Source organism: Acidovorax sp. GW821-FHT10E04 (genome assembly GCF_059415185.1).
In genome coordinates this window covers 422685-449560 of sequence record NZ_JBWKMT010000001.1, presented here as the reverse complement: position 1 = coordinate 449560, position 26876 = coordinate 422685, and the positions used below count along the sequence as shown (strand labels likewise).

28 protein-coding genes and 1 tRNA gene are annotated in these 26876 nt (G+C 67.3%); 13 read left to right on the top strand and 16 right to left on the bottom strand.

The annotated features are described in order from the left end of the window. Positions 1–27: 27 nt before the first annotated feature. A complete protein-coding gene (locus AC07OC_RS02060; RefSeq protein ID WP_218294759.1) occupies positions 28–1734 on the bottom strand; it encodes a carboxylesterase/lipase family protein in 1707 nt (568 codons plus the stop codon). Positions 1735–1917: 183 nt separating this feature from the next. Here AC07OC_RS02060 and AC07OC_RS02055 point away from each other — a divergent pair, with 183 nt between their 5' ends. The 6 genes from AC07OC_RS02055 (at position 1918) to AC07OC_RS02030 (ending at position 6674) form a co-directional block, all read left to right on the top strand. After that, positions 1918–2961, top strand: coding sequence for an AraC family transcriptional regulator (locus AC07OC_RS02055; protein WP_218341100.1), 1044 nt, complete (start codon positions 1918–1920; stop codon positions 2959–2961). A 121-nt stretch (positions 2962–3082) separates the two neighbouring features. After that, on the top strand, positions 3083–4564 hold the full coding sequence (locus AC07OC_RS02050; RefSeq protein WP_492804948.1) for a protein adenylyltransferase SelO: 1482 nt from the start codon (positions 3083–3085) through the stop codon (positions 4562–4564). Further along, positions 4561–4974, top strand: coding sequence for a peptide-methionine (R)-S-oxide reductase MsrB (gene msrB / locus AC07OC_RS02045; protein WP_492804946.1), 414 nt, complete (start codon positions 4561–4563; stop codon positions 4972–4974). Before AC07OC_RS02050 ends, msrB begins: the two co-directional genes overlap by 4 nt. Positions 4975–4998: 24 nt before the next feature. Continuing rightward, on the top strand, positions 4999–5547 hold the full coding sequence (locus AC07OC_RS02040) for a septation protein A (RefSeq protein ID WP_218294755.1): 549 nt from the start codon (positions 4999–5001) through the stop codon (positions 5545–5547). A 13-nt stretch (positions 5548–5560) separates the two neighbouring features. Then, positions 5561–5821 carry a BolA family protein gene (locus AC07OC_RS02035; RefSeq protein WP_492245375.1) on the top strand — a complete coding sequence of 87 codons (261 nt, stop codon included), beginning with the start codon at positions 5561–5563 and terminating at the stop codon, positions 5819–5821. 67 nt (positions 5822–5888) lie between these two features. After that, the gene (locus AC07OC_RS02030) at positions 5889–6674 is read left to right on the top strand and encodes a foldase protein PrsA (RefSeq protein ID WP_494600349.1); all 786 of its coding nucleotides are present in this window, start codon (positions 5889–5891) and stop codon (positions 6672–6674) included. Between the two features lie 144 nt (positions 6675–6818). On the opposite strand, the gene AC07OC_RS02025 is transcribed toward AC07OC_RS02030, so the two are convergent. The 4 genes from AC07OC_RS02025 to AC07OC_RS02010 form a co-directional block, all read right to left on the bottom strand. Further along, positions 6819–7616, bottom strand: coding sequence for an acetyltransferase domain-containing protein (locus AC07OC_RS02025; RefSeq protein WP_369642640.1), 798 nt, complete (start codon positions 7614–7616; stop codon positions 6819–6821). 185 nt (positions 7617–7801) lie between these two features. Next, a tRNA-Pro gene (locus tag AC07OC_RS02020) sits at positions 7802–7878 on the bottom strand. A gap of 172 nt (positions 7879–8050) precedes the next feature. Next, positions 8051–8302 (bottom strand): translation initiation factor IF-1, encoded by a 252-nt coding sequence (infA, locus tag AC07OC_RS02015; protein ID WP_218294751.1) that lies wholly within the window; start codon positions 8300–8302, stop codon positions 8051–8053. Between the two features lie 224 nt (positions 8303–8526). Then, positions 8527–9783 carry an HPP family protein gene (locus AC07OC_RS02010; RefSeq protein WP_494600348.1) on the bottom strand — a complete coding sequence of 419 codons (1257 nt, stop codon included), beginning with the start codon at positions 9781–9783 and terminating at the stop codon, positions 8527–8529. A 251-nt stretch (positions 9784–10034) separates the two neighbouring features. Here AC07OC_RS02010 and AC07OC_RS02005 point away from each other — a divergent pair, with 251 nt between their 5' ends. From AC07OC_RS02005 to asd, 7 genes are all read left to right on the top strand, one after another. Beyond that, positions 10035–11222 (top strand): ABC transporter substrate-binding protein, encoded by a 1188-nt coding sequence (locus tag AC07OC_RS02005; RefSeq protein WP_218294749.1) that lies wholly within the window; start codon positions 10035–10037, stop codon positions 11220–11222. 155 nt (positions 11223–11377) lie between these two features. Next, on the top strand, positions 11378–12019 hold the full coding sequence (locus AC07OC_RS02000; protein ID WP_369642641.1) for a LysE family translocator: 642 nt from the start codon (positions 11378–11380) through the stop codon (positions 12017–12019). 18 nt (positions 12020–12037) lie between these two features. Continuing rightward, positions 12038–12901, top strand: coding sequence for a branched-chain amino acid ABC transporter permease (locus tag AC07OC_RS01995; protein ID WP_218294747.1), 864 nt, complete (start codon positions 12038–12040; stop codon positions 12899–12901). 64 nt (positions 12902–12965) lie between these two features. After that, positions 12966–13970: a branched-chain amino acid ABC transporter permease gene (locus AC07OC_RS01990; protein ID WP_218294746.1), complete on the top strand. Its 1005-nt coding sequence runs from the start codon at positions 12966–12968 to the stop codon at positions 13968–13970. After that, positions 13960–14736, top strand: a complete 777-nt coding sequence (locus AC07OC_RS01985) for an ABC transporter ATP-binding protein (RefSeq protein ID WP_218341094.1) — start codon at positions 13960–13962, stop codon at positions 14734–14736. The genes AC07OC_RS01990 and AC07OC_RS01985 overlap by 11 nt, the downstream gene beginning before the upstream one ends. Position 14737: 1 nt before the next feature. Next, positions 14738–15451: an ABC transporter ATP-binding protein gene (locus AC07OC_RS01980; RefSeq protein ID WP_218341093.1), complete on the top strand. Its 714-nt coding sequence runs from the start codon at positions 14738–14740 to the stop codon at positions 15449–15451. Positions 15452–15515: 64 nt separating this feature from the next. After that, positions 15516–16367 carry an archaetidylserine decarboxylase gene (asd, locus tag AC07OC_RS01975; protein ID WP_218294743.1) on the top strand — a complete coding sequence of 284 codons (852 nt, stop codon included), beginning with the start codon at positions 15516–15518 and terminating at the stop codon, positions 16365–16367. A 39-nt stretch (positions 16368–16406) separates the two neighbouring features. Here the strand turns inward: asd and AC07OC_RS01970 are convergent, their stop codons facing one another. The 11 genes from AC07OC_RS01970 to hutU all read right to left on the bottom strand — a co-directional run bounded on the left by AC07OC_RS01970 (position 16407) and on the right by hutU (position 26845). Beyond that, positions 16407–16616 carry a hypothetical protein gene (locus tag AC07OC_RS01970; RefSeq protein ID WP_218294742.1) on the bottom strand — a complete coding sequence of 70 codons (210 nt, stop codon included), beginning with the start codon at positions 16614–16616 and terminating at the stop codon, positions 16407–16409. A gap of 193 nt (positions 16617–16809) precedes the next feature. Beyond that, the gene (gene hutG / locus AC07OC_RS01965) at positions 16810–17631 is read right to left on the bottom strand and encodes an N-formylglutamate deformylase (RefSeq protein ID WP_218341092.1); all 822 of its coding nucleotides are present in this window, start codon (positions 17629–17631) and stop codon (positions 16810–16812) included. A gap of 30 nt (positions 17632–17661) precedes the next feature. Continuing rightward, positions 17662–19059, bottom strand: a complete 1398-nt coding sequence (locus AC07OC_RS01960; protein WP_218341091.1) for a formimidoylglutamate deiminase — start codon at positions 19057–19059, stop codon at positions 17662–17664. Further along, positions 19049–20347 (bottom strand): imidazolonepropionase, encoded by a 1299-nt coding sequence (gene hutI, locus AC07OC_RS01955; protein WP_218341180.1) that lies wholly within the window; start codon positions 20345–20347, stop codon positions 19049–19051. Before hutI ends, AC07OC_RS01960 begins: the two co-directional genes overlap by 11 nt. A gap of 90 nt (positions 20348–20437) precedes the next feature. Next, a complete protein-coding gene (locus AC07OC_RS01950; protein WP_218341090.1) occupies positions 20438–21055 on the bottom strand; it encodes a HutD/Ves family protein in 618 nt (205 codons plus the stop codon). Between the two features lie 17 nt (positions 21056–21072). After that, positions 21073–21942 (bottom strand): phytanoyl-CoA dioxygenase family protein, encoded by an 870-nt coding sequence (locus AC07OC_RS01945; RefSeq protein ID WP_218341089.1) that lies wholly within the window; start codon positions 21940–21942, stop codon positions 21073–21075. Between the two features lie 55 nt (positions 21943–21997). Then, on the bottom strand, positions 21998–22792 hold the full coding sequence (locus tag AC07OC_RS01940; RefSeq protein WP_255591477.1) for an amino acid ABC transporter ATP-binding protein: 795 nt from the start codon (positions 22790–22792) through the stop codon (positions 21998–22000). Next, the gene (locus tag AC07OC_RS01935; RefSeq protein WP_218341088.1) at positions 22789–23457 is read right to left on the bottom strand and encodes an amino acid ABC transporter permease; all 669 of its coding nucleotides are present in this window, start codon (positions 23455–23457) and stop codon (positions 22789–22791) included. The genes AC07OC_RS01940 and AC07OC_RS01935 overlap by 4 nt, the downstream gene beginning before the upstream one ends. A gap of 26 nt (positions 23458–23483) precedes the next feature. Continuing rightward, entirely contained in the window at positions 23484–24233 is a 750-nt protein-coding gene (locus tag AC07OC_RS01930) for a transporter substrate-binding domain-containing protein (protein ID WP_218341087.1), read from the bottom strand. Positions 24234–24264: 31 nt separating this feature from the next. Continuing rightward, the gene (locus AC07OC_RS01925; RefSeq protein ID WP_255591476.1) at positions 24265–25011 is read right to left on the bottom strand and encodes an IclR family transcriptional regulator; all 747 of its coding nucleotides are present in this window, start codon (positions 25009–25011) and stop codon (positions 24265–24267) included. 109 nt (positions 25012–25120) lie between these two features. Further along, a complete protein-coding gene (gene hutU / locus AC07OC_RS01920) occupies positions 25121–26845 on the bottom strand; it encodes a urocanate hydratase (RefSeq protein WP_218341085.1) in 1725 nt (574 codons plus the stop codon). Between the last annotated feature and the right edge of the window lie 31 nt (positions 26846–26876).

Here is a 26876-nt window from a genome sequence, read left to right as displayed (position 1 = left end):
CCTGCAGATCGCACTGGCACCCTCACCTTATTGCACACTCAGGCGCACGGCCTTCTGGTCAGCGTCGAACAGGAGCCGGCTGGGCCACGGCTTCCAGTTCTGGTTCACCGTCGCGTTGTTCGGATCTCCCGTGTGGACGAAGGCGCGCACGCTGTCCATCATGGCCTTGGAGAGCGCCAGGCGCCCTGGCTGGTTGGCCGCGCTGTTGGTGGCCCTGGCAAAGACCGAGGGCCCGAAGTTGCCAAACAGGAACGGCAGGTCGAACGCATGCGCCGCGCCGTACACGTCGTTCCAGGGCGCGGGCTGCTGCGCCCAGTTGAACTGGTAGCTCCATACCGCGGATTGCTGGCTGCGCAGGGTGTTGAGCAGGTTGTCGCGGCTCGGGTCGATGAACACGCTGCCCAGCAGGCGGGTGCGCGCGTTGTAGCCCGTGCCGGGCGCCGTCACGGGCAGATAGGAGGCATCCAGGATGTCGCCGGCCGTGAGCGTGGTGGGCGCGTCGGGGTTGAACTTCTGCATCATCGCGAAGCGGTCCGCGTCGGAAATCTTCATCCCTGGCTTGCCCCCCAGCAATGCCAGGAACGGCGCGAACAGCTTGCCCTCGTCCGCCGTGTAGCCGGACAGGACAGGCACCTTGTGATAGCGCCCGGCCCCCAGTTCGGCGATCGGATCGGCGGGCACCACCACGCCGTCGGGGATGGGGCCAGACCCGGTGAGCCCGTTCTTGAGCAGCGTCTGCAGGATCACGCTCGCATCCTTGCCGCGCAGGTAGCCGGCCACCTGGGAGGCGGGCCAGCCCGCGACCAGCGCCTGGGCCGCGGGCAACGCGGGCGCCAGGCCGTCGGCCAGCGCCAGATGCGCCAGCAGCATGCCGGACTGGGTGGCATACCGGGATGCAGGATTGAGCGTGGGAATGGAGCCGGGCGGCAGATTCGCCGCCAGCGAAATCCCCCCGCTCACCGGCAGGAGCTTGTGGAACAGCCCAGCAGCCTGGGGCGCCGTCAGCAGCGCCAGCGCATTGATGGCGCCCGCCGACTGCCCCATCAGGGTGACATTGCCCGCGTTGCCGCCAAAACCGGCGATGTTGTTCTGGATGAAGCGCAGTGCCTGCACGTTATCGAGCAGGGCGTAGTTGCCTGTATAGGGCTGGCCGCCGCCGTGCAGCTGGGGCAGCTGCATGAACCCCAGCACGTCCAGGCGGTAGTTGGCGGTCACCACCACGGCATTGGCCGCGCGGGCCAGCGCCGCGCCGTCGTACACGGGATCGGCGGTGTAGCCCGAGATGGCGCTGCCGCCGTGCAGGAACAGCAGCACGGGGAGGTTGTCCTGCGACGTGGCCGGGCGCCAGATGTTGAGCGTCAGGCAATCCTCGTTCCCCACGGGCGTGTTGAGCGTCTGGCCGATGGTGTCGTCGAACCGGTTGTTGGCGCCGGGACCGTAGATGCGGCCCATCTGCAGGCAGGCATTGCCGAACTGGCTGGCATTGCGTTCGCCCGACCACGCCACGGGCTCCACCGGCGGCTGCCAGCGCAGCTCGCCCACCGGCGGCCTCGCGAAGGGAATGCCCTTCCAGGCATAGGTGCCGGTGGCGGCGCTGTCGTCCACGCCACGCACCATGCCGTAGCGGGTTTCCCGCAGCTCGGGGGGCTTGCCGTCCGAACCGCCACACGCCGTTGTCGCCAACACCGACAGCACGGCGGCACTCCACCGCAGACACCACTGAAAATCGGGCATGTTTTGTCTCCTTTGGGGTTTTCAGGAATGGGGCGGGCCTCTCTGAAGCGTCACACTTGCGGCAGGGCCCGTCCTCAGCGACGATTGTGTGAATGCTTCGCCTTCGGCCCACTATCGCAACCTCGCCAAAACAGTGACTTCAGAACACCACCCTAGAGTTAACCCTGAGGGGAAAAACCACCCATGACCCCACGCACCAGTTCGGCCGCCTGGGTGCGGGGCATCGCGGACATGTTCGCGGCCGAGGGCCTGCCGGCCGCGCAGCTGTGCACCGAGGCGGGCATCGACCTGGCCGCGCTGCACCTGCCCCAGACCCGCGTCGACGTGGACCGAGTGAGCCGCCTGTGGGAGCTGGCCGCGGCGCAGTATGGCAAGCCGGGGCTGGGGCTCGACCGCAACCTGACCGGGCGCTACGGCAACGTGGATCTGGTGGGCTATGCGCTGGCGTCGGGCCCCAATCTCCTTGTTGGGTTTCAGCACCTGCAGCGGCACATGGCGGTGATCTCGGACGCCACCACCTTCGAGATGGAGCGCGGGCCGCGCGGGTACTGGCTCGTCCTGAGCCACATCGGCGCCACACGGCCCATTCCGCGCCAGCGGGTCGAGTTCGCCGTGCTGACCCTGCTGACCCTGTGCGGCTGGCTGACGCGCCGCGAGCTCACGCCGCTGGCGGTCGAACTCATCACCCCGCCGCCCGCGGACGAGGCGCGCTACCGCTCCGCCTTCGGCCTGCTGCCGCACTTCAGCCAGCCCGCCAACCGCTTCCTGCTGGCCGAGGCCGACCTTCTGGCCCCCATTCCCACCCACAACCCCAGCCTGTGGGCCCTGCACGAAAGACTGGTCGAGACCGAACTGGACCACCTGGGCCAGACGCTGGCCAGCACGCGCGTGCGCACCGAGGTGGCCCGCATCCTGCACCTGGGCGAACCCCGCCGCGAAGACGTGGCGGCGCGCCTGCACCTGACCGACCGCACGCTGCAGCGGCGCCTGCAGGCCGAATCCGTGAGCTACCAGCAACTGCTGGACGACACGCGGCGCGAGCTGGCCGGCCAGTACCTGAGCGATGAGCGCCGCAGCCTGGCGGAGGTGGCCGATCTGCTGGGGTTCGCCGACCAGAGCAACCTGTTTCGGGCGTGCAAGCGCTGGTTCGGCATGCCGCCCGGCCAGTACCGGGCCCACGTACTGCACGCGGAGCCCGAAAGCACGGCATCCGAACAGGGCGCCTGAGAACACCCGGCGAACCCACGCGGGCCGCGCGGCGGCCTGCGCGCGGCGCAACGGGTTCCACCCTCCCCCACCCATGGCCCTGCCGGGGCCGGGGCATCACCGGTGCGAGACAATCGACCCCATGAACCTGCCCGCCGACAGCGACACCACCGCCGACATCGGCCTGGCCTGGAACCATGGTTTCGCGGCCCTGGGACCGGACTTTTTCACCGAACTGCGCCCGACCCCGCTGCCCGCGCCGCACTGGGTGGGAACCAGCGCCGCCGTGGCGCGGCTGATCGGCCTGGACCCTGCATGGCTGGAGAGCGACGAAGCCCTGCAGGCCTTCACGGGCAACGTGCTGCTCGCTGGCTCGCGGCCCCTTGCAAGCGTCTACAGCGGGCACCAGTTCGGCGTCTGGGCCGGCCAGCTGGGCGACGGCCGGGCCATCCTGCTGGGGGAAACCGCCGGCGGGTTGGAAATCCAGCTCAAGGGCGCGGGGCGCACGCCCTACTCCCGCATGGGCGACGGGCGGGCCGTGCTGCGCTCCAGCATCCGCGAATTCCTGTGCAGCGAGGCCATGCATGGCCTGGGCATTCCGACATCGCGCGCGCTGTGCATCACCGGCTCGCCCGCGCCCGTGCGCCGCGAAGAGATCGAAACAGCCTCCGTGGTCACGCGCGTGGCCCCCAGTTTCGTGCGCTTTGGCCATTTCGAGCACTTCGCCGCCAACGACCTGCAGCCACAGCTTCGGGCCCTGGCCGACTATGTCATCGACCGCTACTACCCCGAATGCCGGGGCACCACCGAGGTCGGCGGCAATGCCTACGCCGCGCTGCTGCAGGCCGTGAGCGAGCGCACGGCCAGGCTGATGGCGCAGTGGCAGGCCGTGGGGTTTTGCCACGGGGTGATGAACACCGACAACATGAGCATCCTGGGCCTGACCATCGACTACGGCCCTTTCCAGTTTCTGGATGCCTTCGTGCCCGGCCACGTGTGCAACCACAGCGATACCCAGGGCCGCTATGCCTACAACCGCCAGCCCAACGTGGCGTACTGGAACCTGTTTTGCCTGGCGCAGGCGCTGCTGCCCCTGATCGGCGACCAGGAACTGGCCAAGCAGGCCCTGGAGTCCTACAAGAGCGTGTTCCCCGAGGAATTCATGGCCCGCATGCGCGCCAAGCTGGGGCTTGCGGGCGCCAGCGAAGGCGATGGGCAACTGATCGACGGCATCCTGCAGCTGCTCGCCCGCAACGGTGTGGACTACACGATCTTCTGGCGCCGCCTGTCGCATGCAGTGGCCGGGCGCGATTTCGAGCCCGTGCGGGACCTGTTTGCCGACCGCGCCGCCCTGGACCAGTGGTTGCTATCCTATTCAGAGCTACTGACGCTTGATGGGCAAGCGCCAGCAGCCGATTTAATGCTGAAAACGAATCCCAAGTTCGTCTTGCGCAACCACCTGGGCGAGCAAGCCATCCGTGCGGCGAAACTTGGCGACTTCAGTGAACTCCAAACCCTTCAGCGGCTGCTGGAGTACCCCTTCGACGAGCACCCCGGGCACGACGCCTACGCAGCCTTCCCGCCCGACTGGGCGTCTTCCATCGAGATCAGCTGTTCATCATGACCTACCCCGTCCAGAAGACCGAAGCCGAGTGGCAAGCCATCCTGCAGGGCAAGGGCGCCGAACCCGCCGCCCTGCAGGTGACGCGCCATGCCGCCACCGAACGCCCCTTCACCGGCAAATACGAGGCCCACTGGGCCGATGGCAGCTACCACTGCATCTGCTGCGGCGCGAAATTGTTCGATTCGGTGACCAAGTTCGATGCCGGCTGCGGCTGGCCCAGTTTCTCCGAGGCCATCCCCGGGGCGATCACCGAGATCGTGGACCGCAGCCATGGCATGGTCCGCACCGAGACAGTGTGTGCACAATGCGGGGCCCACCTGGGCCATGTCTTCGAAGATGGCCCCACCCCCACCGGCCTGCGCTACTGCATGAACTCGGCCTCGCTGGATTTCGAATCCGACAAGGACTGAGCCCCGAGACCCGCCCCTGACCCCATGAAAATCCTGATCGACTTCTTCCCCATCCTGCTGTTCTTCGGGGCCTACAAGCTGTACGGCATCTATGTGGGCACCGCGGTGCTCATGGGCGCCACCGTCGCGCAGATGGCCCTGATCTACGCCATCGACCGGCGCCTGCAGACCATGCACAAGGTGACCCTGGTGCTGATCCTGCTGTTCGGCACGCTCACGCTGGTGCTGCAGGACGACCGCTTCATCAAGTGGAAGCCCACCGTGCTGTACGGCGCCATGTCCGTCGCGCTCGCGGTGGCGGTGTGGATCATGAAGAAGAACTTCCTCAAGATGCTGCTGGGCAGCCAGCTGACCCTGCCAGAGGGTGTGTGGCACCGGCTGAACGTCGCCTGGATCGTGTACTGCGCGTTCATGTCGGCCATCAACGCGTATGTCGTCGTCAACTTCAGCACTGAGGCCTGGGTGGACTTCAAGCTCTGGGGGTATGCCTTCCCGCTGGTCTTCCTGGTGGGCCAGGGCATCTATGTGGCGCCCCACCTCAAGGGCGACGAAGGCGATGAGCCCGCAGCCTGAAGGACGACCTGCCATGACCATACTCGCGCAGCAGATGCACCAGGCCCTGGCGGACCGCCTCACGCCCACGGCCCTGGAAGTGCTCGACGAAAGCGCCGCCCATGCGGGACATGCGGGAGCCAACGGCACTGGTTTCGGCACCCATTTCCGGGTCCGCATTTCGTCACCTTTGTTTACAGGCAAGGCCCGGGTCGCGCAGCACCGCCTTGTGTATGATGCGCTGCAAGAATTTATTGACCAAGGGGTTCACGCCCTTGCCATTGAAGTTCTCTGAACCGGCCCCCATGTCCCCAGTTGCCGGAACTCAGCTGGCAAACAACCTCTCATTTTTTGGATTCCGCATGAAGAAACAGCTCCTGTCCGGCCTCGTGGCCGCCGCCGTGCTGGGCACGATGGCCCTGCCCGTTTCCGCCCAGAATGTCGCCATCGTCAACGGCAAGGCCGTGCCGAAAGAGCGCGTCGAGGCACTCAAGCAGCAAGTGGAGCGCTCGGGCCGCCCCGTGACACCGGACATCGAAGGCCAGATCAAGGAAGAAGTCATCACCCGCGAAATCTTCATGCAGGAAGCGCAAAAGCGCGGCCTGGAAGGCTCGGCGGACTACAAGGCGCAAATGGATCTGGCCCGCCAGACCATCCTGATTCGCGAACTGTTCGCCGACTACCAGAAGAAGAACCCGGTGACCGATGCCGAGATCCAGGCTGAATACGACAAGTTCGTCGCGGCCAACAGCGGCAAGGAATACAAGGCCAGTCACATCCTGGTGGAAAAGGAATCGGATGCCAAGGCCATCATCGCTTCCATCAAGAAGGGCGCCAAGTTTGAAGACATCGCCAAGAAGCAATCCAAGGACCCAGGTTCTGGTGCCAAGGGTGGCGATCTCGATTGGGCCAACCCCTCCAGCTATGTGAGCGAGTTCACGACAGCCCTGGTGAAGCTCGAGAAGGGCAAGATGACCGACGCTCCGGTGAAGAGCCAGTTCGGCTGGCACGTCATCCGCCTGGACGATGTGCGCCAGGCAGAACTGCCCAAGCTGGAAGAAGTGAAGCCCCAGGTGGCACAGCAGCTGCAACAGCAAAAGCTGGCGAAGTTCCAGGAAGACCTGCGCGCGAAGGCCAAGGTCGAGTAACGGGTCCCGCCGCATCGCATTGCTGCGATGCCCGCCCGAAACGAACGCGGCCCAGGCCGCGTTTTTTCATGGTGGCACAGCCGCGTTTCTGTCGATGCCGCATGCAGCGCATGCATCAGCGCCCCCCTGCTCCCCGCGCGCTAGCTAGCCCTTCGTCGTCATCCAGGCCATGGCCATCAGCAGTCCGATCATCACGGGCTGGTGCAGCATGTAGTAGCTCAGGCTCCACCGGCCCAGCAGTGCCAGGGGCTGAAAAGCCCCCGGAAGCCGCCCAAACGGCGCCCCCCCGGCCCGCGCCCCCGCCGCCATGGCCCATTGGCCAGCGGCCAGCCCCCACCACAGCACGCCCAGCCAGGGCAGCACCGGCACGTAGTCCTCCGTGAACGGCTTGCGAGAAACCAGGCCCAGCCAGTTGAGGGCACGTCCGTTGAACCACGGCGCGGCCTCGGACCATGCGCTGGCCAGAAGCTGCTGCGCCAGCGGCGGAAGCGCCACCGCCACCAGCCCTGCCAGCCACAGCCACCGCCCCCAGCCCGCCGTGCCTCGGGCGATGAGCAGCATCACCGCCATGCCGTGGAGCACGCCAAAATAGATAAAGCTGCGCGGGAACATCACGAACGACCCCGCGGACACCAGCAGCGCGCAGCCGGCGATCTGCAGCCATCGCCGCCCAAACCGTCGCCACCCCTGCCCCTGCTGCAGTGCAATGGCCTGCCCCAGGCCGGCACAGAACAGGAACAGGCTCACGATCGCCGTGCGCTGCAGGGTCCAGACCGGATCGCCCCGAAAATCCTGGGGCCAGAAACCCAGATGACTCAGGTCAAAGCAAAAATGAAAAACCGTCATCCACACCATCGCCAGGCCGCGCAGGGCATCGACGCTGTCATAGCGCGGCGACGAATGGGAAAACGAAGCGGGTAAAGGGGAAGGCACGCGGTTCATTGCATTGCAGGCGAAGGGGCGGCGAGCGGTGACGGGGGTGCGGATGGCAGCTCGCCACGGCGAGCCCCGATGGTACGGAAATCCGATGCCGCCGCGGCAGCCGCGTGGAACCGCAACCAGGAACCGGGAAAACCAGCAGGCAAGAAAAAAGGCCCTGCAGCATGTGCTGCAAGGCCTTCAAACATTGGTCGGAGCGGCGGGATTCGAACTCGCGACCCTCTGCTCCCAAAGCAGATGCGCTACCAGGCTGCGCTACGCTCCGACAGCTCGTATTCTAACCCGGGAATTTGCCTGTTTTTGGCTCGATGCCCGCTTTTTGTGATTTTTCTGAAAGCAATTCATGGGGACCGGCACCGACAGGTATCACACCCCGTGCGAAGCAGCGCGCGGTCACGGGAACAGCAAGAAAACCAGCGGACCTCAAGCCCAGGGGATCAGCGGTTGCTGGAAGGGCCAGGGCCACGGCCGGCCAGATGGCGGAAGGTGATGCGCCCCTTGGTCAGGTCATAGGGCGACATTTCCAGGGATACCTTGTCACCCGCCAGGATGCGGATGTGGTGCTTGCGCATCTTTCCGCCGGTGTATGCGATCAGTTGGTGACCGTTGTCCAGCGTGACGCGAAAGCGCGAGTCGGGCAAGACTTCCGTCACGGAGCCTTGCATTTCAATGAGTTCTTCTTTGGCCATGTTCTATCTCTTCAAAACAAATATTCTGTGATCGGCCCCTGATTCGTGCATCCACCACGGCAGCTGCCGCGTGGGACGGTGCTCGACACACGGTGCATTGCGGGCGGTGGGAGTCGCTGCACCCGGGGCGCAGATCAGGCAGAGGGCCGGGGGAGACGGCGTCAATGGACAGGCAGAGCGCTGTGCAAAGCCTGTCAATTGTACCGCGATGTGCAGCAATCTGCCTACGGTCTTGCCTGGACGGCCGGGGAGGCCTGCGCACGAGGCGCCCGGGGCGGCGCAGACATGCCATCTTCGGCGCGCCCCTGCACGGCCACGGCGAGGGTCCGCACCAGATCGGTCTGGGTGATGACGCCCGCCAGGCGGTCTTCTTCGTCCACGATGGGGATGTGGTGGTGGCCCCCCTGCGAAAACAGGGGAACGAGGTCCATGGCGTGCTGCCCGGTCCGGGCCACCTGAACCGGGTGGGACATGATCTGGTCCACCGCAGTGGGCTGGCCGCTGCGGCCCATGACCAGCGCACGCAGGCGCTGGCCCAGGCCTTCATGCAGGTCCAGGTTGGCGAGCCGCATGAAATCCGCCACGGTCACGATCCCGATGACCTGCCGCTGCATATCGACCACGGGCAGCGCCTTGATCTGCTCGCTGCGCATCAACGTCCATGCCTCCTTGAGCGAGACACCCGCCTCCACCGCGAACGGAGGCTTGGACATGATGTCCGCACAGCGCACATCTCCCAGCGTGCGCTGGAACGCGGCACGCCCCGCCAGATGGAGCAGGCCCTCCAGGTCGGCCCGGCTGACATCGAGCACCTGGTTGTAGTGGGCCAGCGCCGCGTCCACGTCAGAGGCGGTGAACGCGCCTTTGGCGACGTGGGTTCTGGGCGCCACCCGCTGTGGATGAGGATACCGGCGCCCGGTGAGACCGTTGTAGACCATGGCCGCGATCAGCAGGATCACGACATTGAACAGGATGGGAAACACGGCCAGATGCAAGCCATCGCCCGCCGTCAGCACCACATACAGGGCCATGGCACCGCCAGGCGGGTGCAGGCAGCGCAGCGGCACCATGAGCGCGATGGCCAGTCCCACGGCCAGGGCGCCGGATATCACGGGGTCAGGCACCACCGCCGAGCACAGCGCCCCCACCAGCGCCGACAGCGTGCTGCCGCCCAGCACCGGCCACGGCTGCGCCAGGGGACTCGACGGCATGCCGAACACCAGCACGGCGCTGGCCCCCAGGGACGCCACCATCCAGGGGCCCGAGGCCGCATCGCCCGCCCACCACCGGCTGAGCAATGCCGTGATGAGAACCCCGATCACGGCACCGGCGATAAAGCGCAGGCGTTCACGCCCGTCGATGCCCAGCGGCGCAGGCCAGAAATTGCGAAGCCAGCGCAGGGTCCGGACATACGCAGATGCGTCTGCCCCCTCCATGGCGGCAGAAGAAGACACGGAATGATCGGAGTCGGATGGGGGCATGGAGCAGCAGCAGCGGTTCGCGGCAACGCAACCGCTTCAGGGCGGAGTCCCTCGCCGTCACGAGGGGCATGAGGCGCGGGCGTTCGAAAGGAGGTTCTGGACAACCCCTATTTTGCCGCCTTCATGCCAGGCGATCCCGGGGCGCCCCACCAAGCCCCCATCGCTGTGTCCCCGGTACGGGTAAGCCATAGGTTTCCTGCAGGGGACGTTGGGGTAAATTGCTTTAAGCCTAAACAAAGGAGCTCCATTCCATGACCACCCGCCGCCTCGTCATCAGCCGCAGCGCCGCCCTCGTTGGCGCCGCATCCACGGGCCTGTTGCTGCCCTCCATCGTGCGTGCGCAAAGCGGCAAGGTACGGGTGGGTTTCATGCTGCCCTACACCGGCACCTTCGCCCAATTGGGGGTGGCCATCGAGAACGGCGTGCGCCTGGCCATCGACCAGCAAGGCGGCAAGCTCGGCGGGCGCGAGATTGAGTGGTTCAAGGTGGATGATGAGTCCGAGCCCAGCAAGGGCGTCGAAAACGCCAGCAAGCTGGTGCAGCGCGACAAGGTGGACGTGCTGATCGGCACCGTGCACTCGGGCGTGCAGATGGGCATCCAGAAGGTGGCGCGCGACACCGGCGTGCTCAACCTCATCCCCAACGCGGGCGTGCATGCCGCCACGCGCGCCCTGTGCGCCCCCAACGTGTTCCGAACCTCCTTCAGCAATTCCCAGCCCACGCTGGCCCTGGGCAAGGCCATGGTCGAGAAGGGCCACAAGAAGGCCGTCTGGATCACCTGGAAGTACGCGGCCGGCGACGAGGCCTTCGAAGGCTTCAAGCAAAGCTACACCGCCGCGGGCGGCACCATCGTCAAGGAGCTGGGCCTGCCCTTCCCCAACGTGGAATTCCAGGCGCTGCTGACCGAGATCGCCGCGCTCAAGCCCGATGCCGTGGCCTGCTTCTTCGCCGGCGGGGGCGCCGCCAAGTTCATCCGGGACTACGCGGCGGCAGGCCTCAAGGACAAGATTCCGCTGTACGGGTCGGGCTTCCTGACCGAAGGCGTGCTGGACGCCGCGGGCCCTGCGGCCGACGGCATCATCACCACCATGCACTACAGCGATTCGCTGGACACGCCGCGCAACAAGCAGTTCCGCCTGGAATACGCCAAGGCGTTCCGCAGCCAGCCCGACGTCTACGCGGTGCAGGGCTACGACACGGGCCTGCTGCTGGTGCAGGGCGCCAATGCCGTGAAGGGTGATCTGTCTGCCAAGCCCGCCGTCATCAAGGCCATGGAAAACGCCACCATCGACAGCCCGCGCGGCAAGTGGACGATGAGCAAGTCGCACAACCCGGTGCAGGACATCTACCTGCGCCGCGTGGAGAACAAGGAAAACAAGGTGATCGGCGTGGCCGCCAAGGCCCTGGCCGACAGCGGCGCAGGATGCCGAATGGGCTGAAGCCCCCGCGCGCCGCGGACGGCCCGCCCAAGGCGCGCCCCGCCTTCCGTGGCGGCAACCCGCGACTTTGACACAATGCACCAAGGGGCTGCCCGGGGGCAGGCCCGTCTGCCGTGCGCCCGGACTTTGCGGCCACCTTCCTCGAACCTCCTTCCATGTCGCTCAGTACCTACCTGCTTTACCTCGCCGCAGTGGCCCTGCTGGTCCTGTCCCCCGGACCGACGATGCTCATGTGCATGACCAGTTCCCTGCAGCACGGCCCGCGCAAGGCCCTGGCCGCGGCGGCAGGCAGCGTGACAGCGGTTCTGGGCACGATGCTGCTGTCCGCCCTGGGGCTGGGGGCGCTGCTGGCGGCCTCCGAAACCGCATTCTGGGTGCTCAAGGCCGCGGGCGCGGCCTACCTGATCTGGCTTGGCATCAAGACGTTCCGCAGCCAGACCACGGTGTTCGACCACATGCCCGCGAAGGGCGACCAGTCCAAGGCCACGGCCTTTGCGCGCAAGCTCTACGTCCAGGGGTTGATCGTGGGCGGCAGCAACCCCAAGGCGTTGCTGTTCTTCACCGCGTTCTTTCCCCAGTTTCTGGATCCGGCAGCGGCGTGGGCGCCACAGTTCGCCGTGCTGGCAAGCACCTTTGTGGCCTTTGAATTCACGGTGCTCACGCTGTGCGCCCTGGGCGTGGCGCGCCTGGCACCGGTGCTGCGTTCCGGCATCCGCATGCGCTGGTTCAACCGCGTCTCGGGCGGCCTGTTCACGCTGATGGGCGCGCTCCTGCTGGCCACGCGCCGCGCCGCCTGACCCTTGCGCCAGCACGCCATGGACTTCGCCACTTTCCTGATCCAGCTGCTCAACAGCGTGCAGTACGGGCTGCTGCTGTTCATGCTGGCGGCGGGCCTCACCTTGATCTTCGGGATCATGGGCGTGGTGAACCTCGCGCATGGAAGCTTCTACATGCTGGGAGCCTACCTAGGCTATTCGCTGTCGGGCTACTTCGGCAGCCTCACGCTCGCCATCCTTGGCGGCACGGTGCTGGCCGTGGTCTTTGGCCTGGCTCTGGAGTGGCTGCTGTTTCGCCACTTCTACCACCGCGACCACCTGGACCAGGTGCTGCTCACCTTCGGCCTCATCTACATCTTCGAGGAACTGCGCTCCATCCTCTGGGGCGACGACGTGCACGGCGTGGCGATTCCGCCGGTGCTGGAATGGTCCATCCCGCTCACCGACACCCTTTCCTACCCCGTGTACCGGCTCTTCATTTCCGGGGTCTGCATCGCGCTGGCGCTGGCCCTGTACCTGCTGATCTCCAGGACCCGGCTGGGCATGAAGATCCGCGCCGGCGCGTTCAACCGCGACATGGCCGAATCGCTGGGCGTGAACATCAAGCTCATCCATGCCATCGTGTTCGCCCTCGGCGTGGGGCTGGCCGCTGTCGCGGGCATGGTGGCCGCGCCGGTGTCCAGCGTCTATCCCAACATGGGCTCCTCGGTGCTCATCATGTGCTTCGTGGTGGTGGTGATCGGCGGCATCGGTTCCGTGCGCGGCGCACTCATCGCGGCGCTGCTGGTGGGCTTTGTCGATACATTCGGCAAGGTGCTCTTGCCCTCCATGGCCGGGATGCTGGTCTATATGCTGATGGCGGCTGTGCTGCTGTGGAAACCTGAAGGTCTTTTCAAGCAATGATGCCCCCCACGTTCATCACTTCGTGTATTTCGCTGCCCGCCCCGGGGCGCCCCGGCGGCAGCGCATGAGCACGCCCCGCGCCAACATCGAGGTGCTGCCGCGCAGCGTGCAATTCGCCCTGGCACTGGGGCTGGCTGCGCTGCTGCTGTTCCCGGTCGTCGGCAGCGACTTCTACGTGCAGATGGTCACGCGCATGATGATCATGGCAATCTTCGCCATGAGCCTGGACCTGCTGCAGGGCGTGACCGGCCTGGTCTCGCTGGGCCATGCCGCCTACTTTGGCGTGGCGGGCTACGCGCTCGCGTTCCTCACGCCCGCCGACATGCCGGTGAGCCTGTGGTGGTCGCTGCCGCTGGCCGTGGCCGGCGCGGGGCTGGTGGCGCTGTTCATCGGCTTTTTCGTGGTGCGCACGCACGGCATCTACTTCATCATGGTCACCATGGCGTTCGCGCAGATGGTGTTCTATCTGTTCTTCGACAACAAGGTCCTGGGCGGCTCGGATGGCCTGTACATCAACTTCCGGCCCGACGCCTCCATCTTCGGCTGGCTGCCGTTCGACCTGGAAGGCCGCAAGACCTTCTACTACTTCACCCTCGCCCTGGTGGTCATCGTCTATGTGCTGCTGCGCCGCCTGCTCTGGAGTCCTCTGGGCCGCGCGCTTTCGGGCATCCGCATCAACGAGCACCGCATGCGCGCCATGGGCTTTGGCACGCGCGGCTACAAGCTCACCGCCTTCACCGTGGCGGGTGCGCTCGCGGGGCTGGCGGGCTACCTGTGGGGCGCGCAGACGGGCTATGTGAACCCGGAGCTGATGGGCTTTCACATGAGTGCCCACGCCATCATGATGATCATCCTGGGCGGCATGGGCAACTTCGCGGGCGCCATCGTGGGCGCCTTCGCGTTCGAGTACCTGCTGCACGTGTTCAAGGACATCACCAAGCACTGGCAGCTGCTGATGGGCAGCTTCATCGTGCTGGTGGTGGTGGCCGCGCCGCGCGGGCTGCTGGGCATGCTGGGGCAGCGCCGGGCCGCCAGGGCGCAGGAGGAGGGTCCGCACCATGGCCGATGAAACCCTGCTCTCGGCCCGCCAGCTCACCAAGCGGTTCGGCGGCCTGGCCGCCGTCAACGGAGTGTCGCTGGACCTGTGGCGTGGCCGCATCCATGCCGTGATCGGCCCCAACGGCGCGGGCAAGTCCACGCTGACCAACCTGCTCTCGGGCGATCTGGCGCCCACCTCCGGGATGGTGCAGCTTGGCGGCACCGAGGTGACCGGGTGGGCCCCCGAGCGCATCTCGCGCCAGGGCCTGGGCCGCAGCTACCAGAAGACCAACATCTTCTTGCCGCTCACGGTGCACGAAAATGTGCGCCTGGCCGCCCAGTCGCGCGATGCGCAGCAGCCCTGGAATCCGCTGCGCTGGTGGCAGGACACGCGCGCCAACACTATCAAAAACAGAGCTACCCACGCCCGCCTGGAAAGCGCCATCGAGCTTTCTGGCTTGAAGGACAGGCGCATGGCGATTGCAGGCGCCATGAGCCACGGCGAGCAGCGCCAGCTCGAAATCGCGATGACCCTGGCCACCGAGCCGCGGGTGCTGCTGCTCGACGAGCCCCTGGCCGGCATGGGCGTGGCCGAGGCCGAACGCATGGTCGAGCTGCTGCAGCGCCTCAAGCCCGCCCACGCCATCATGCTGGTGGAGCACGACATGGATGCCGTGTTCGCGCTGGCCGACCACCTTACCGTGATGGTCAACGGCGAAGTCATCGCCCACGGAACGCCCCCCGAGGTGCGCGCCGATGCCACGGTGCAAGCCGCATACCTGGGGGAGGATCACTGACATGGCGACTCCCTGGATTGATGCGCGCGGCATCCACACCTTCTATGGTCCCAGCCACATCCTGCAAGGCGTGGACTTCACCGTCGGCCAGGGCGAGACCATCGGCCTCATGGGCCGCAACGGCATGGGCAAGAGCACGCTGCTCAAGTCGCTGATGGGCCTGGTCAAGCCCCGCTCCGGCTCGGTGACCGTCGCGGGCCGCGACATGACCGGCCGCCCGCCCTTCGAAGTGTCGCGCCTGGGCGTGGCCTACGTGCCCGAGGGGCGCGGCATCTTCGGCAACCTCAGCGTGGTCGAGAACCTGCAGATGGCCGCGCGCGCGGGAACCCGGGGCCAGCGGGACTGGACTTACGAACGCGTGCTGGAGACCTTCCCCCGCCTGAAGGAGCGCCTGGGCCACGGCGGCCAGCAGCTCAGCGGCGGCGAGCAGCAGATGCTGACCATCGGCCGGGCGCTCATGACCAACCCCGACGTGCTCATTCTCGACGAGGCCACGGAAGGCCTGGCGCCGCTCATCGCGCGCGAGATCTGGCGCATCTGCAGCCTCATCAAGGACAGCGGCATCAGCAGCGTGATCGTGGACAAGAACTGGAAACACGTCACGCAGATCACCGACCGCAACGTCATCCTGGTCAAGGGCCAGGTGGTGTTCGAGGGCAGCTCCGACGCCCTGCATGCGCAGCCGCAGCTGCTGGAGCAGTACCTGGGGGTATGAAGCCCCGGTGGCGGCAGCCCGCGCCGATAGAATCATCCGCTTTCCTCCTGAAGGGCCCCCACCCGTGTCTGATCGCCTGGCAGTCCTGCCGCAATACCTCATGCCCAAGCAGGCCCTGACCACCCTGGCCGGCAAATTTGCGTCGGCCCGGCTGGGTGGCCTCACGACCTCGGTGATCCGCCGCTTCGTGGCCCGCTACAACGTCAACATGGCCGAGGCGGCCAACCCTGACATCGCCAGCTACGCATCGTTCAACGACTTCTTCACGCGTGCGTTGAAGCCTGGTGCCCGCCCGCTGGCGCAGGCCGATCTGGTCTGCCCCGTGGACGGCGCCATCAGCCAGTTCGGCCCCATCGCCAAGGACCAGATCTTCCAGGCCAAGGGCCACACCTACTCCACCACCGCGCTGGTGGGCGGCGATGCCGCCGCCGCGGCGCGGTTTGACAACGGCCACTTCGCCACGCTGTACCTGAGCCCGCGCGACTACCACCGCATCCACATGCCCTGCGCGGGCGAGCTCACGCGCATGGTGCATGTGCCTGGCGACCTGTTTTCGGTGAACCCCACCACGGCGCGCGGCGTGCCCGGGCTGTTTGCCCGCAACGAGCGTGTGGTGTGCTTCTTTGAATCGGCCCAGGGGCCGTTCGTGCTGGTGCTGGTGGGGGCCACCATCGTCGGCAGCATGGCCACGGTATGGCATGGGCAGGTGAATCCACCGCGTCCGGGCACGCCGCGCCAATGGGACTATGCCCAGGGACAGGTGAGCCTGCGGCAGGGCGAGGAAATGGGGCGCTTCCTGCTGGGTTCGACCGTGGTGATGCTGTTTCCCCAGGGCCCGCTGCAGTTCAACCCGCAGTGGGCGCCCGCCCGGCCCATCCAGCTGGGCGAGGCGATGGCGCAGTTCGGCGCACGCTGAGGTTCGTCAGCCCGCGGTGGCGGCGCGCCGGGCGCCGCGTCAGAACCGGTCGGGAACGCGCGTGAGGTGGAAGGCCGTGGGCTCCACCCGAAGGGCATCGGGGTGCACCGGCGCATCGTGCCCCACCAGGTAGATCATCATCGCGTTGCGGCGCACCACCACGTGGCTGACCGTCTCGCGCTGCTGTCCCCATTGCACGGAGGCTCCGGGCTTGAAAAGGGGCATGTAGTAGTAGGCCGCTGGATCCATGAGGGGGTGCGGCTCCTTCCGCATTGGCTGACCGGGCACAGGGTGGTGAAAACAGGGGGCGCCCGCCGGGCGATTCGAACCATCGCTGCAGCCATACTAGCACCGAACCCCCGCCACCCTGGCCCATGCCGCTACAAGAATTCGAGCAGAGGGGCACACCGCCGCACCGTTGGGGGCCCTGCGGACCCGTGGATCAGCGCGGAGCCTGGCGCGCGTGCGCGAATGCCAGCGCGGCCCGCAGCATGCGTTCGAGATGCGGCTGCACGCGCTGCGCCACGTCGGGCAGGTAGTCGAACGGCAAGGCCTCCTGCATGTAGCTGCACTGCGTCATCTCCAGCTGCACGGCATGCACGCCCTGCCCCGGCTGGCCATAGTGGCGCGTGATGTGCCCCCCCTTGAAGCGGCCGTTGAGCACCGCCGTGTAGCCGCCCGCGGCCTCCGCGATGGCCAGCAGCTCCCGGGCCAGTGCGGGATCGCAGCTTTCGCCGTTGGCCGTGCCCAGGTTCAGGTCCGGCAGCTTGCCTTCGAAGAAGCGCGGGAGCACCGAGCGGATCGAATGCGCGTCCCACAGCACGGCCACGCCATGCAGGGCGTGGATGCGATCGAGCTCGGCGCGCAGTTGCGCGTGGTACGGCGCCCAGACGGCATCGCGGCGCGCGGCGACTTCGGCTTCGCCCGGCACGTCGCCCTGGGCGTAGATGGGCGTGTCGTCAAAGGTATCGACCGGGCACAGGCCGGTGACGCTCTGGCCGGGGTAGAGGCTCGCGCCGTCGGGCGGACGGTTCAGGTCCACCACGTAGCGCGAGTGCGTGGCCACCAGGATGGAAGCGCCCATGTCGCGCGCAAAACCGTACAGCCGGTCCATGTGCCAGTCGGTATCGGGCACCTGGCGGGCCTCTTCGGTAAACCGCGCGGCCAGCGCGGGCGGCACGTAGGTTCCCGCGTGGGGCATGGAGATCAGCAGCGGCTGGGTGCCTTGGTGAAAGACAAACGGAGATGGTGCGGTGTCGGTCATGGTGGGTTCAGAAATAAAACAAAGACAGCCTCAATCCGGCGCGATGGTGGCCGACCGGGCTGCCACAAAGGCCCGGGCCGCCGATTCGTGGAGTACATGCCGGCCTCCGGACACGCGGCGCACGCCCGCCACCCAGAGGCTGCCGATGGCCGAGGTCCGGTGGCTGCCAAACACATGGGCCGAGAGCATGCTGTGCGCAGGCAGATCGCGCAGCGCCACATGCTGCGCGTCCAGCGCCACCATGTCGGCCTGCTGGCCCACCGCGATGCCGCCAACGGCCCGCCCCGCGGCCTGCGCCCCGCCAGCCACGGCCTGCAAGGTCATGGCGGTTGCGACCTCGGGCTGCGCGGCGGAGGCCAGCACATTGCGCTGCCGGCGTGACAGGCGCTGGCTGTACTCCAGCATCAACAGCTCTTCGGCCGCATTCACACAGGCATGGCTGTCCGAGCCCACGCCCCAGCGCCCACCCTGCTGCAGCCACAGCGGCATGTCGAAGATGCCGTCGCCCAGGTTCGCTTCGGTGGTGGGGCAGATGCCAGCGACGGCGCCGCTGCGCGCGGCGCCGGCGTATTCATCGGGCGTCATGTGGGTGGCGTGCACCAGGCACCAGCGTTCGTCCACCGGGGCGTGGTCGAGCAGCCACCGCACGGGGCGCTGGCCGCTCCAGGCGATGCAGTCGTCCACCTCCTGCGTCTGCTCGGCGATGTGGATGTGGATGGGTGCGTGGGGATCGAGGGCGGCGAGGCCCTGCACGGCGGCGGTCAGGCTCTCGGGCGGCACGGCACGCAGCGAGTGAGGGGCCAGGCCCAGAACGGCCCCCTGCGCCCGTGCAGCGGGCGCCAGGCGCTCCAATAAAGAGAGCATATTGCCGGTGCTGCGGATGAAGCGCGCCTGGTCGGCCCGTGGTGGCTTGGCGCCAAAGCCGCTGGTCTGGTAGAGCACCGGTAGCAGCGTGATGCCCATGCCCGCGTTGCGGGCGGCGCGCAGCAGGGCCAGCGACAGCGTGGCGTCGTCGGCATAGGGTGTGCCACCCTGGTCGTGGTGCACGTAGTGGAACTCGCACACCGAGGTGTAGCCCGCCTCCAGCATCTCCACATACAGCCAGGTGGCGATGGCCTCCAGCGATTCGGGCGTGATGCGGGCGGCAAAGCGGTACATGAGGTTGCGCCAGCTCCAGAAGCTGTCCTGGCTTTCTGCCCGGTACTCGGTGAGCCCGGCAAACGCGCGCTGGAAGGCGTGCGAATGCAGGTTGGGCATGCCGGGGATCACCGGGCCAGCAGCCACCGGCGTGCCTGCTGGCACCGCAGCATCGGCGGCCACGCCGGTGATGCACCCTGCCCCATCCCACTGCACCAGCACATTGCGCGCCCAGCCGGTGGGCAGCAGCGCATCGGCCGCAAAAAGGCTGTGTGAAGCGTCAAGCGCCATGGCGGGCCCCCTGCTGTGTTTGGATGCCCATGCCATCGGCCACCACCTGCCCCTGCCGCACGACGGTGCAAGCGGGCTTGTGGCCGTACCAATAGGCCAGCTCGGCCGCATCGCCCAGCGGCCACAGCACAAAATTGGCGGGCCTGCCTGATGCGATCAGGCCGTGGGAATCTTGCAAGCCCAGCGCGCGCGCGGCGTGTGTGGTGATGCCGGCCAGGGCCTCGGGCACCGTCAGGCGGAACAGCGTGCACGCCATGTTGGCCATGAGCAGCAGGCTGAGCGCGGGCGAGGTGCCGGGGTTGTGGTCGGTGGACACCGCCATGGGCACGCCGGCCTCGCGCAGCTGCGCAATGGGCGGCAGGTGCGTGTCGCGCAGCGTGTAGTAGGCACCCGGCAGCAGCACGGCCACGGTGCCCGCGGCCTTCATGGCGGCGATGCCGTCCTGCGACAGGTGTTCGATGTGGTCGCACGACAGCGCGCCGTAGCGCGCGGCCAGGGCCGCGCCGCCCATGTCCGAGAGCTGCTCGGCATGCAGCTTGACCGGGATGCCCAGTTTTTGCGCGGCCTGGAACACCTGCTCGGTCTCGGCCAGCGTGAAGGCGATGCGTTCGCAGAACACATCCACCGCATCCACCAGGCCTTCTGCCGCCAGCGCGGGCAGCATCTCGTTGCAGACGAGGTCGGTGTAGTCCTGGCTGCGCCCTGCGTATTCGGGCGGCAGCGCGTGCGCGCCCAGAAAGGTGGTGCGCACCGTCACGCCGAATGCCTCGCCCAGGCGGCGGGCCACGCGCAGCTGCTTGCGCTCGTGCGCGAGGGCCAGCCCATAGCCGGACTTGATCTCGATGGCGCACACGCCCTCGTCCAGCAGGGCCGAGAGGCGCGGAGCGGCCAGGGCAAAGAGCTCGTCTTCCGACGCCCCGCGCGTGGCCTTCACCGACGACACGATGCCGCCACCCGCCCTGGCCACTTCCTCGTACGTGGCACCCGCCAGCCGCATCGCGAACTCGTTGGCGCGCTGGCCGCCGTAGACCAGGTGGGTGTGGCAGTCCACGAGGCCGGGCGTGGCCAGCGCGCCCTGCCCATCCCAGCGGTGCAGGGGATGGAAGGCCGGCGGCAGGTGCGCCTCGGGCCCGATCCAGGCCATGCGGCCGTCCTGCACCACCACGCAGGTGGGTTCGCCCTCGGGCACGGGCACATCGGCCGCCACGAGTCCGGCCACGGGCTTCAGATTCACCCACACGCCCTCGGCGCTCTCGCCGGCCGGGCCACCGGGCCGCGCCTGCTGCATCTGCTTGTCTGCCGGAAGGTTCATGGTATCAATTGCTATGCAAACAATAGCTGCCAGCGCTTATTCAGCAAGCGCCAGAGGCCATTTTTATCAAAATTCTGTGCTGGAACCACGCTCCAGCGCGATCCAGGCCAGCGCCGGCGCATCCGCCGCACTGCCGCCATGGGCGGGCTCCAGGCGCCCCTGCAAGGCAGCACCCTCCTGCACCCACCAGAAGCCCTGCCCTGCGTGCAGCACGCGGGGCTCGCCGCCCTGCTCTCCCGGCACCCATCGCCAGCCACCCTGCAGCACCATGCACAGGCCGGCGCGCACGCCCGCGGGCGCCCGCGCCTCGCCTGCCACCTGCAGCGCGCCGTGCCAGGCGCCCCGGCGCAGCATGAGATTGAAGTCCTTCGAGGTGCCGCCCAGCATGGCGCCGTCCACGGCGTCGTCCCCCGGGAAGGCGAACGGCTGCCAGCGCTGGTCCAGCCCGTGCTCCCAGCCCGGGCCGCGCAGGTGCAGGCCGTCGCCTCCCAGCAGCATGATCTGGCGGTCGATGCCCGGAAAGACCGAGAACGGGCCGGGCCGGTCGACCGTGGCCAGGCTGACCCGCCACTCGAAGGCGTTCATGTCCGCTCCCGGCGGCCAGCAGGCGAGTTCCTGCGTGCTGCCGCCGCCATTCTTCCAGGGCGTGGCGGGGGTGGCGGCAAGGTCAAAGAAGACTGGCATCCCCATCGGTGCCCCGCTCATCGCGCACCCTCCCCGGCCTGCACCGCTTCGGCCACCAGCAGCGGAAACAGCGCGTGGTCCATCTCGGCTCCGGCGGGCAGCACGTCGGTCAGGCCCGCAAACTCGGGCGAGGTCTTCCAGGGCCGGGGGGCGTGGCGGATGTCGTCGCCCAGAAAGCGCACCGAAAACACGCGCCGGCGGTTCACGCCCTCCACCCCGCCCGCGGCGTGCAGGGTGAGCATGTGAAAGCACACCACATCGCCGGGCTCGATCTCCCAGCCGACGATGGGGAAAGCCTCGCGGCGGGCCTCGACATCGGGCAGGTCCTGCAGGCTGCCTTCAGGGAACCACTTGGCCTGGTTGTCCATGAAGGTGCGCGGCATGAGCCAGGGCCCCTTGTGCGAACCGGCCACGAATTCAAGCGTGGCCGCGCGCGACACCGGATCGACCGGAATCCACATGCTGATGTTCTGCAGGCCTTCGATGTTGTAGTACGGCTGGTCCTGGTGCCACGGAGTGCGCTGGCGCGTGCCGGGCTCCTTCACCAGCACATGGTCGTGGTACAGCCGCACGGTGCGCGACCGCATGAGGCGCTGCGCGGCCAGGGCCAGCGGCGTCTCGCGCACGAAGCGGCCGAACTGCGGGATGTCCTGCCAGTTGCAGAAGTCCTCGAAGAAACGGCCCGGGTCGTCGGGGCGGCTGGCCACCTTGGCGCGCGGGCTGGGCGCGGCCAGGTTGGCGTCGATGCCTTCGCGCAGCAACGCCACCTCCCCGGGCGTGAGCAACTGCTTGATGCACAGCGCGCCGTCGCGGTCGAAGCGGGCAATGTCGTCCTGGGTCAGGCGCTCTTGCAGGCGCTGCTGCATCACGGGTGAAAGCGGGGACATCGGGGGTTTCCTCCTCTGGGGTTGACGGCAACCGTGCACAGCGCCGCGCAGCGCCTCAGGCGCGGGTGAGCACGGCCTGCAGGAAGGAGCGCGTGCGCTCCTGCGTGGGGTTGGTGAAGATGGTGGCGGGGGCGCCGGCCTCGATGATGCCACCGCCGTCCATGACGACGACCACGTCGCCCACCTCGCGCGCGAAGTCCATCTCGTGGGTGACGACCATCATGGTCATGCCTTCGCTGGCCAGCAGCTTCATGACCTGCAGCACCTCGCCCACCAGCTCCGGATCGAGCGCCGAGGTGGGTTCGTCGAACAGCATCACGCGCGGCTCCATGGCCAGTGCACGGGCAATGGCCACACGCTGCTTTTGCCCGCCGGACAGGCTGGCGGGCATGGCCGACGCCTTGTGCGCCAGCCCCACCTTGGCCAGCAGGGCCTGGGCACGCTCGTCGGCCTCCTTGCGCGAGAGGCCGCGCAGCTTGCGTGGGCCCAGCGTCACGTTGTCGAGCACCGACAGGTGCGGGAACAGGTTGAACGACTGGAACACCATGCCGACCTCCTCGCGCAGCGCGTTGAGGTCATGGTCGGGCAGCATGCGGCCGTCCTGCACCAGCGTGCGGCCGCAGATCTCGACCGTGCCGCCCTCGGGCTGCTCCAGGCCGTTGCAGCAGCGCAGGAAGGTGCTCTTGCCCGAGCCGCTGGGCCCGATGACCACCACCACTTGCGATGGGAACACGTCGAAGTCGATGCCACTGAGCACCACATGGCTGCCAAACGACTTGCGCAGGCTGCGAATGCGCACGATGGGCTCGGAAGCCGGGTTCGCGCCGGTCACTGCAGACGTTGTCTTCATTGCACCATCCCTCCGGCGCGCAGGCGCAGTTCCATGCGGCGCAGCACCAGCGTGGTGGCCCCGGTCAGAATGAAATACACCACCGCGATCGCCAGGTACACCTCCAGCGAACGGTACGACACGCTGATGATCTTCTGCCCCTCGTGCATCAGGTCGTGGATGGTGAGCAGCGACACCAGCGCCGAGTTCTTGATGAGTGCGATGAACTCATTGCCCAGCGGAGGAATCATGCGCACCACCGCCTGCGGCAGCACCACGGTGCGCATGGCCAGGCCCGAGGACATGCCGATGGAGCGCGCCGCCTCCATCTGCCCCTTGTCGATGGACTGGATGGCGCCGCGCACCACCTCGGACACATAGGCGCCCGAGTAGATGCCCAGGCCGATCACGCCACACACGAAAGCAGGCAGCAGGATGCCGAACTGCGGCAGGCCAAAGAACAGGATGAACAGCTGCACCAGCAGCGGCGTGCCGCGGATCGCGGCCACGTAGGCGGTGCACAGGGCGTAGACCACGCGGCGCCTGGGGTTCAGGCGGCCAATGCCCACCAGCAGGCCCATGACGCAGCCCAGCAGCAGCGAGGCGGCCGTGATTTCCACGGTGACCAGCGCGCCCGCCAGCAACTGGGGCAGCCCGGCCCAGACAGGAGAAAAATCGAGTTCCATGGTTCAGTCCGGCAACGGTCCGTGGCTTACTTGGCAGCGCTGTTGCTGAACCACTTCTTGACGATGGCCGCATAGGTACCGTCGGCCTTGAGCCTGGTGATGGCGCCGTTGACGGCCTTCGTCAGCTCGGGCGTGTCCTTGCGCAGGGCCATGCCGTATTCCTCGGTGGTGAGCTGCTCATCGAGCACACGCAGGCCCGGGCGGGTGCGCACGTACTGGAACGCGGCGGGCTTGCCGGTCACGGCGGCATCGGCCCGGCCGATGTCCACCAGGTTGAACATCTCCTGGTTCTTCTCGACCTCGACGCGCTGCACCTTGGGGAATTTTTCGGTCAGGTATGCCACCGACTTGGTGCCCACCTGCACGCTGACCTTCTTGCCATCCAGGTCGGCCAGCTTGTGGATGGTCTTGTTGTCGGCCTTCACCATCACCACCAGGCCGCCGGCGTAGTAGGAGTCGGTGAAGTCCACCACCTTCTTGCGCTCGTCGGTGATGTAGATGGCCGATACCGCCATGTCGAAGCGCTTGGAGATCAGGCCGGGAATCAGGCCCTTGAAGTCGATGTCCACCCATTCGACCTGCTTGCCCATGGCCTTGGCGATCGCTTCCACCAGCTCGACGTCAAAGCCCGTGCGTTTGCCATTCTCGACGAACTCCATGGGCGGGAACGTGGCATCGGTGCCCACACGCAGGACGTTGTCCTGGGCCTGCGCACCCGTGGTGCAAAAGGCGGCGGCGGCCAGGCTGGCCAGAAGAAGGTTGCGACGAAGGTTCATGGGGAAAGCTCCTGGGGAGGGGTGAGGGAAATCAGGGAGAAGTGAGCTGGCGGGAGATGCGCGCGGCGGCGATGACGGCCATGCCGGTGAGCGCGGCCTCCTGCCCCTGGGCTCGCAAGATCGGGGCCATCAGGGTGATGGCCCCCGCGGCCTGCCGGGGAGAGCCGAACACGGGCACGCTGACACCCCAGACACCGGCATCCACCTCGCCGGAGCTGACGGCGTAGCCCGCCTTGGCAATGCCTTCCAGCTCGGCCAGCGCCGCCTGGCGCTCGGGGGTGCCCGCGCCGTAGTGCAGGTCCAGAATGGCATTGCGCGTGGCCGGGGCCACATGGGCCAGCAGGCACTTGGCGGAGGCGCCGGCGCGCAGCGGCACGCTGCGCCCCTTTTCGAACGAGCAGCGCAGGGCCTGCGTGCTGTCCACCATGTCCAGGCATACCACGCTGTCGTTGACGGCCACCACCAGCCCCACGCTTTCATGGGACTGCCGGGCCAGGGCCTGCATGTCCGGCCGTGCGTGGTGCACCAGGTGCGACGCCATGTCAAAGCCCAGGGCCAGTTGCAGGCTCAGCGGCCCGGGCGCGTAGTGCCCGCTGCTCTCCAGCACGAAGCCCCACAGCTTGAGCCGCGCGAGCTGCCGGTACAGCGTGCTGCGCGCCAGGCCCGTGGCCTCCATCAGCTCGACGGCCGACATGGGCTGGCCATGCTGCGCCAGCACCGCCAGCACGTGCAGAACACGGTCGGCGGCGGCAACGGAGGTCGGTCCACGGGTGGGCATGGACTCAGTATCAAAGGATTGCAGCGGCATTCAAACCCAACATTCCCACCGAATGGGAATTCCGTTCCCTTTTTTCACATCCCTGTCACACCTCCTTGCTGACGCTGTTTCACTTCACCATGGGCAGGTTCAGGCCCTGCTTCTTCGCCGTTTCCACCGCCAGTTCGTAGCCTGCGTCGGCATGGCGCATCACACCGCTGCCGCAGTCATTGACCAGCACGCGCGCCAGGCGCTCGGCCGCCGCATCGGTGCCATCGGCCACGATGACCATGCCCGAGTGCTGCGAGTAGCCCATGCCCACGCCGCCGCCGTGGTGCAGGCTGACCCAGGTGGCGCCGCCCGAGGTGTTGAGCAGTGCGTTGAGCAGCGGCCAGTCGCTCACGGCGTCGGTGCCATCCTTCATGCCTTCGGTCTCGCGGTTGGGGCTGGCCACGCTGCCGGTATCGAGGTGGTCGCGGCCGATCACGATGGGCGCCTTCAGCTCACCGCTCTTCACCATCTCGTTGAAGGCCAGGCCCGCGATGTGGCGCTCGCCCAGGCCCAGCCAGCAGATGCGCGCGGGCAGGCCCTGGAAGGCGATGCGCTCGCCCGCCATGTCGAGCCAGCGGTGCACGTGCTTGTTCTCCGGGAACAGCTCCTTGATCTTGGCGTCGGTCTTGCGGATGTCCTCGGGGTCGCCCGACAGGGCTACCCAACGGAACGGGCCCTTGCCTTCGCAGAACAGCGGGCGGATGTACGCGGGTACGAAGCCGGGGAAGTCGAACGCGTTTTTTACGCCCTCGTCGAACGCCACCTGGCGGATGTTGTTGCCATAGTCCACCGTGGGAATGCCCATGGCCTGGAAGTCGAGCATGGCCTGCACATGCACCGCGCAGGAGCGGGCTGCGGCCTTCTTGAGGACTTCGTGCTGCGCCACATCCTGCTGCGCCGCGCGCCATTGCTCCACCGTCCAGCCGCTGGGCAGGTAGCCGTTGACGAGGTCGTGGGCGGAGGTCTGGTCGGTGACGAGGTCGGGCTTCAACCCACCCGCCTGGGCGCGCTTCACCAGTTCAGGCAGCACGTCGGCCGCATTGCCCAGCAGAGCGATGGAGATGGCCTCCCCGGCCGCCGTGTGCTGCTGAATGAGCGCGATGGCGTGGTCGATGTCGCGCGCCTGCTTGTCCACATAGCGCGTGCGCAGGCGAAAGTCGATGCTGCTTTGCTGGCATTCGATGTTGAGCGACACCGCGCCCGCGAAGGTGGCGGCCAGCGGCTGCGCGCCGCCCATGCCGCCCAGGCCCGCGGTCAGGATCCACTTGCCCTCGAGCGAGCCGCCATAGTGCTTGCGGCCGGCTTCGGCAAAGGTCTCGTACGTGCCCTGCACGATGCCTTGCGTGCCGATGTAGATCCAGCTGCCGGCGGTCATCTGGCCGTACATGAACAGGCCCTTCTGGTCCAGCTCGCTGAAGTGCTCCCAGTTGGCCCACTTGGGGACCAGGTTGGAGTTGGCCAGCAGCACGCGGGGCGCGTTGGCGTGGGTCTTGAACACGCCCACCGGCTTGCCGGACTGGATGAGCAGGGTTTCGTCGTCGTTCAGGTCCTTGAGCGAGGCGAGGATCTGGTCATAGCATTCCCAGTTGCGCGCGGCGCGGCCGATGCCGCCGTACACCACCAGGTCCTGCGGGCGCTCGGCGACTTCGGCGTCCAGGTTGTTCTGGATCATGCGGTAGGCGGCTTCGGTGAGCCAGCTCTTGCAGGTGAGCTGGCTGCCGCGCGGCGCGCGGATCACGCGGCTGGCGTCGTGGCGGGGATCGGTGTTGGAAGCGGCTGCAATGATGGCGTCGTTGGCGTTCATGGTGGGCTCCTGTGAATGGGTGGCGTGGCAA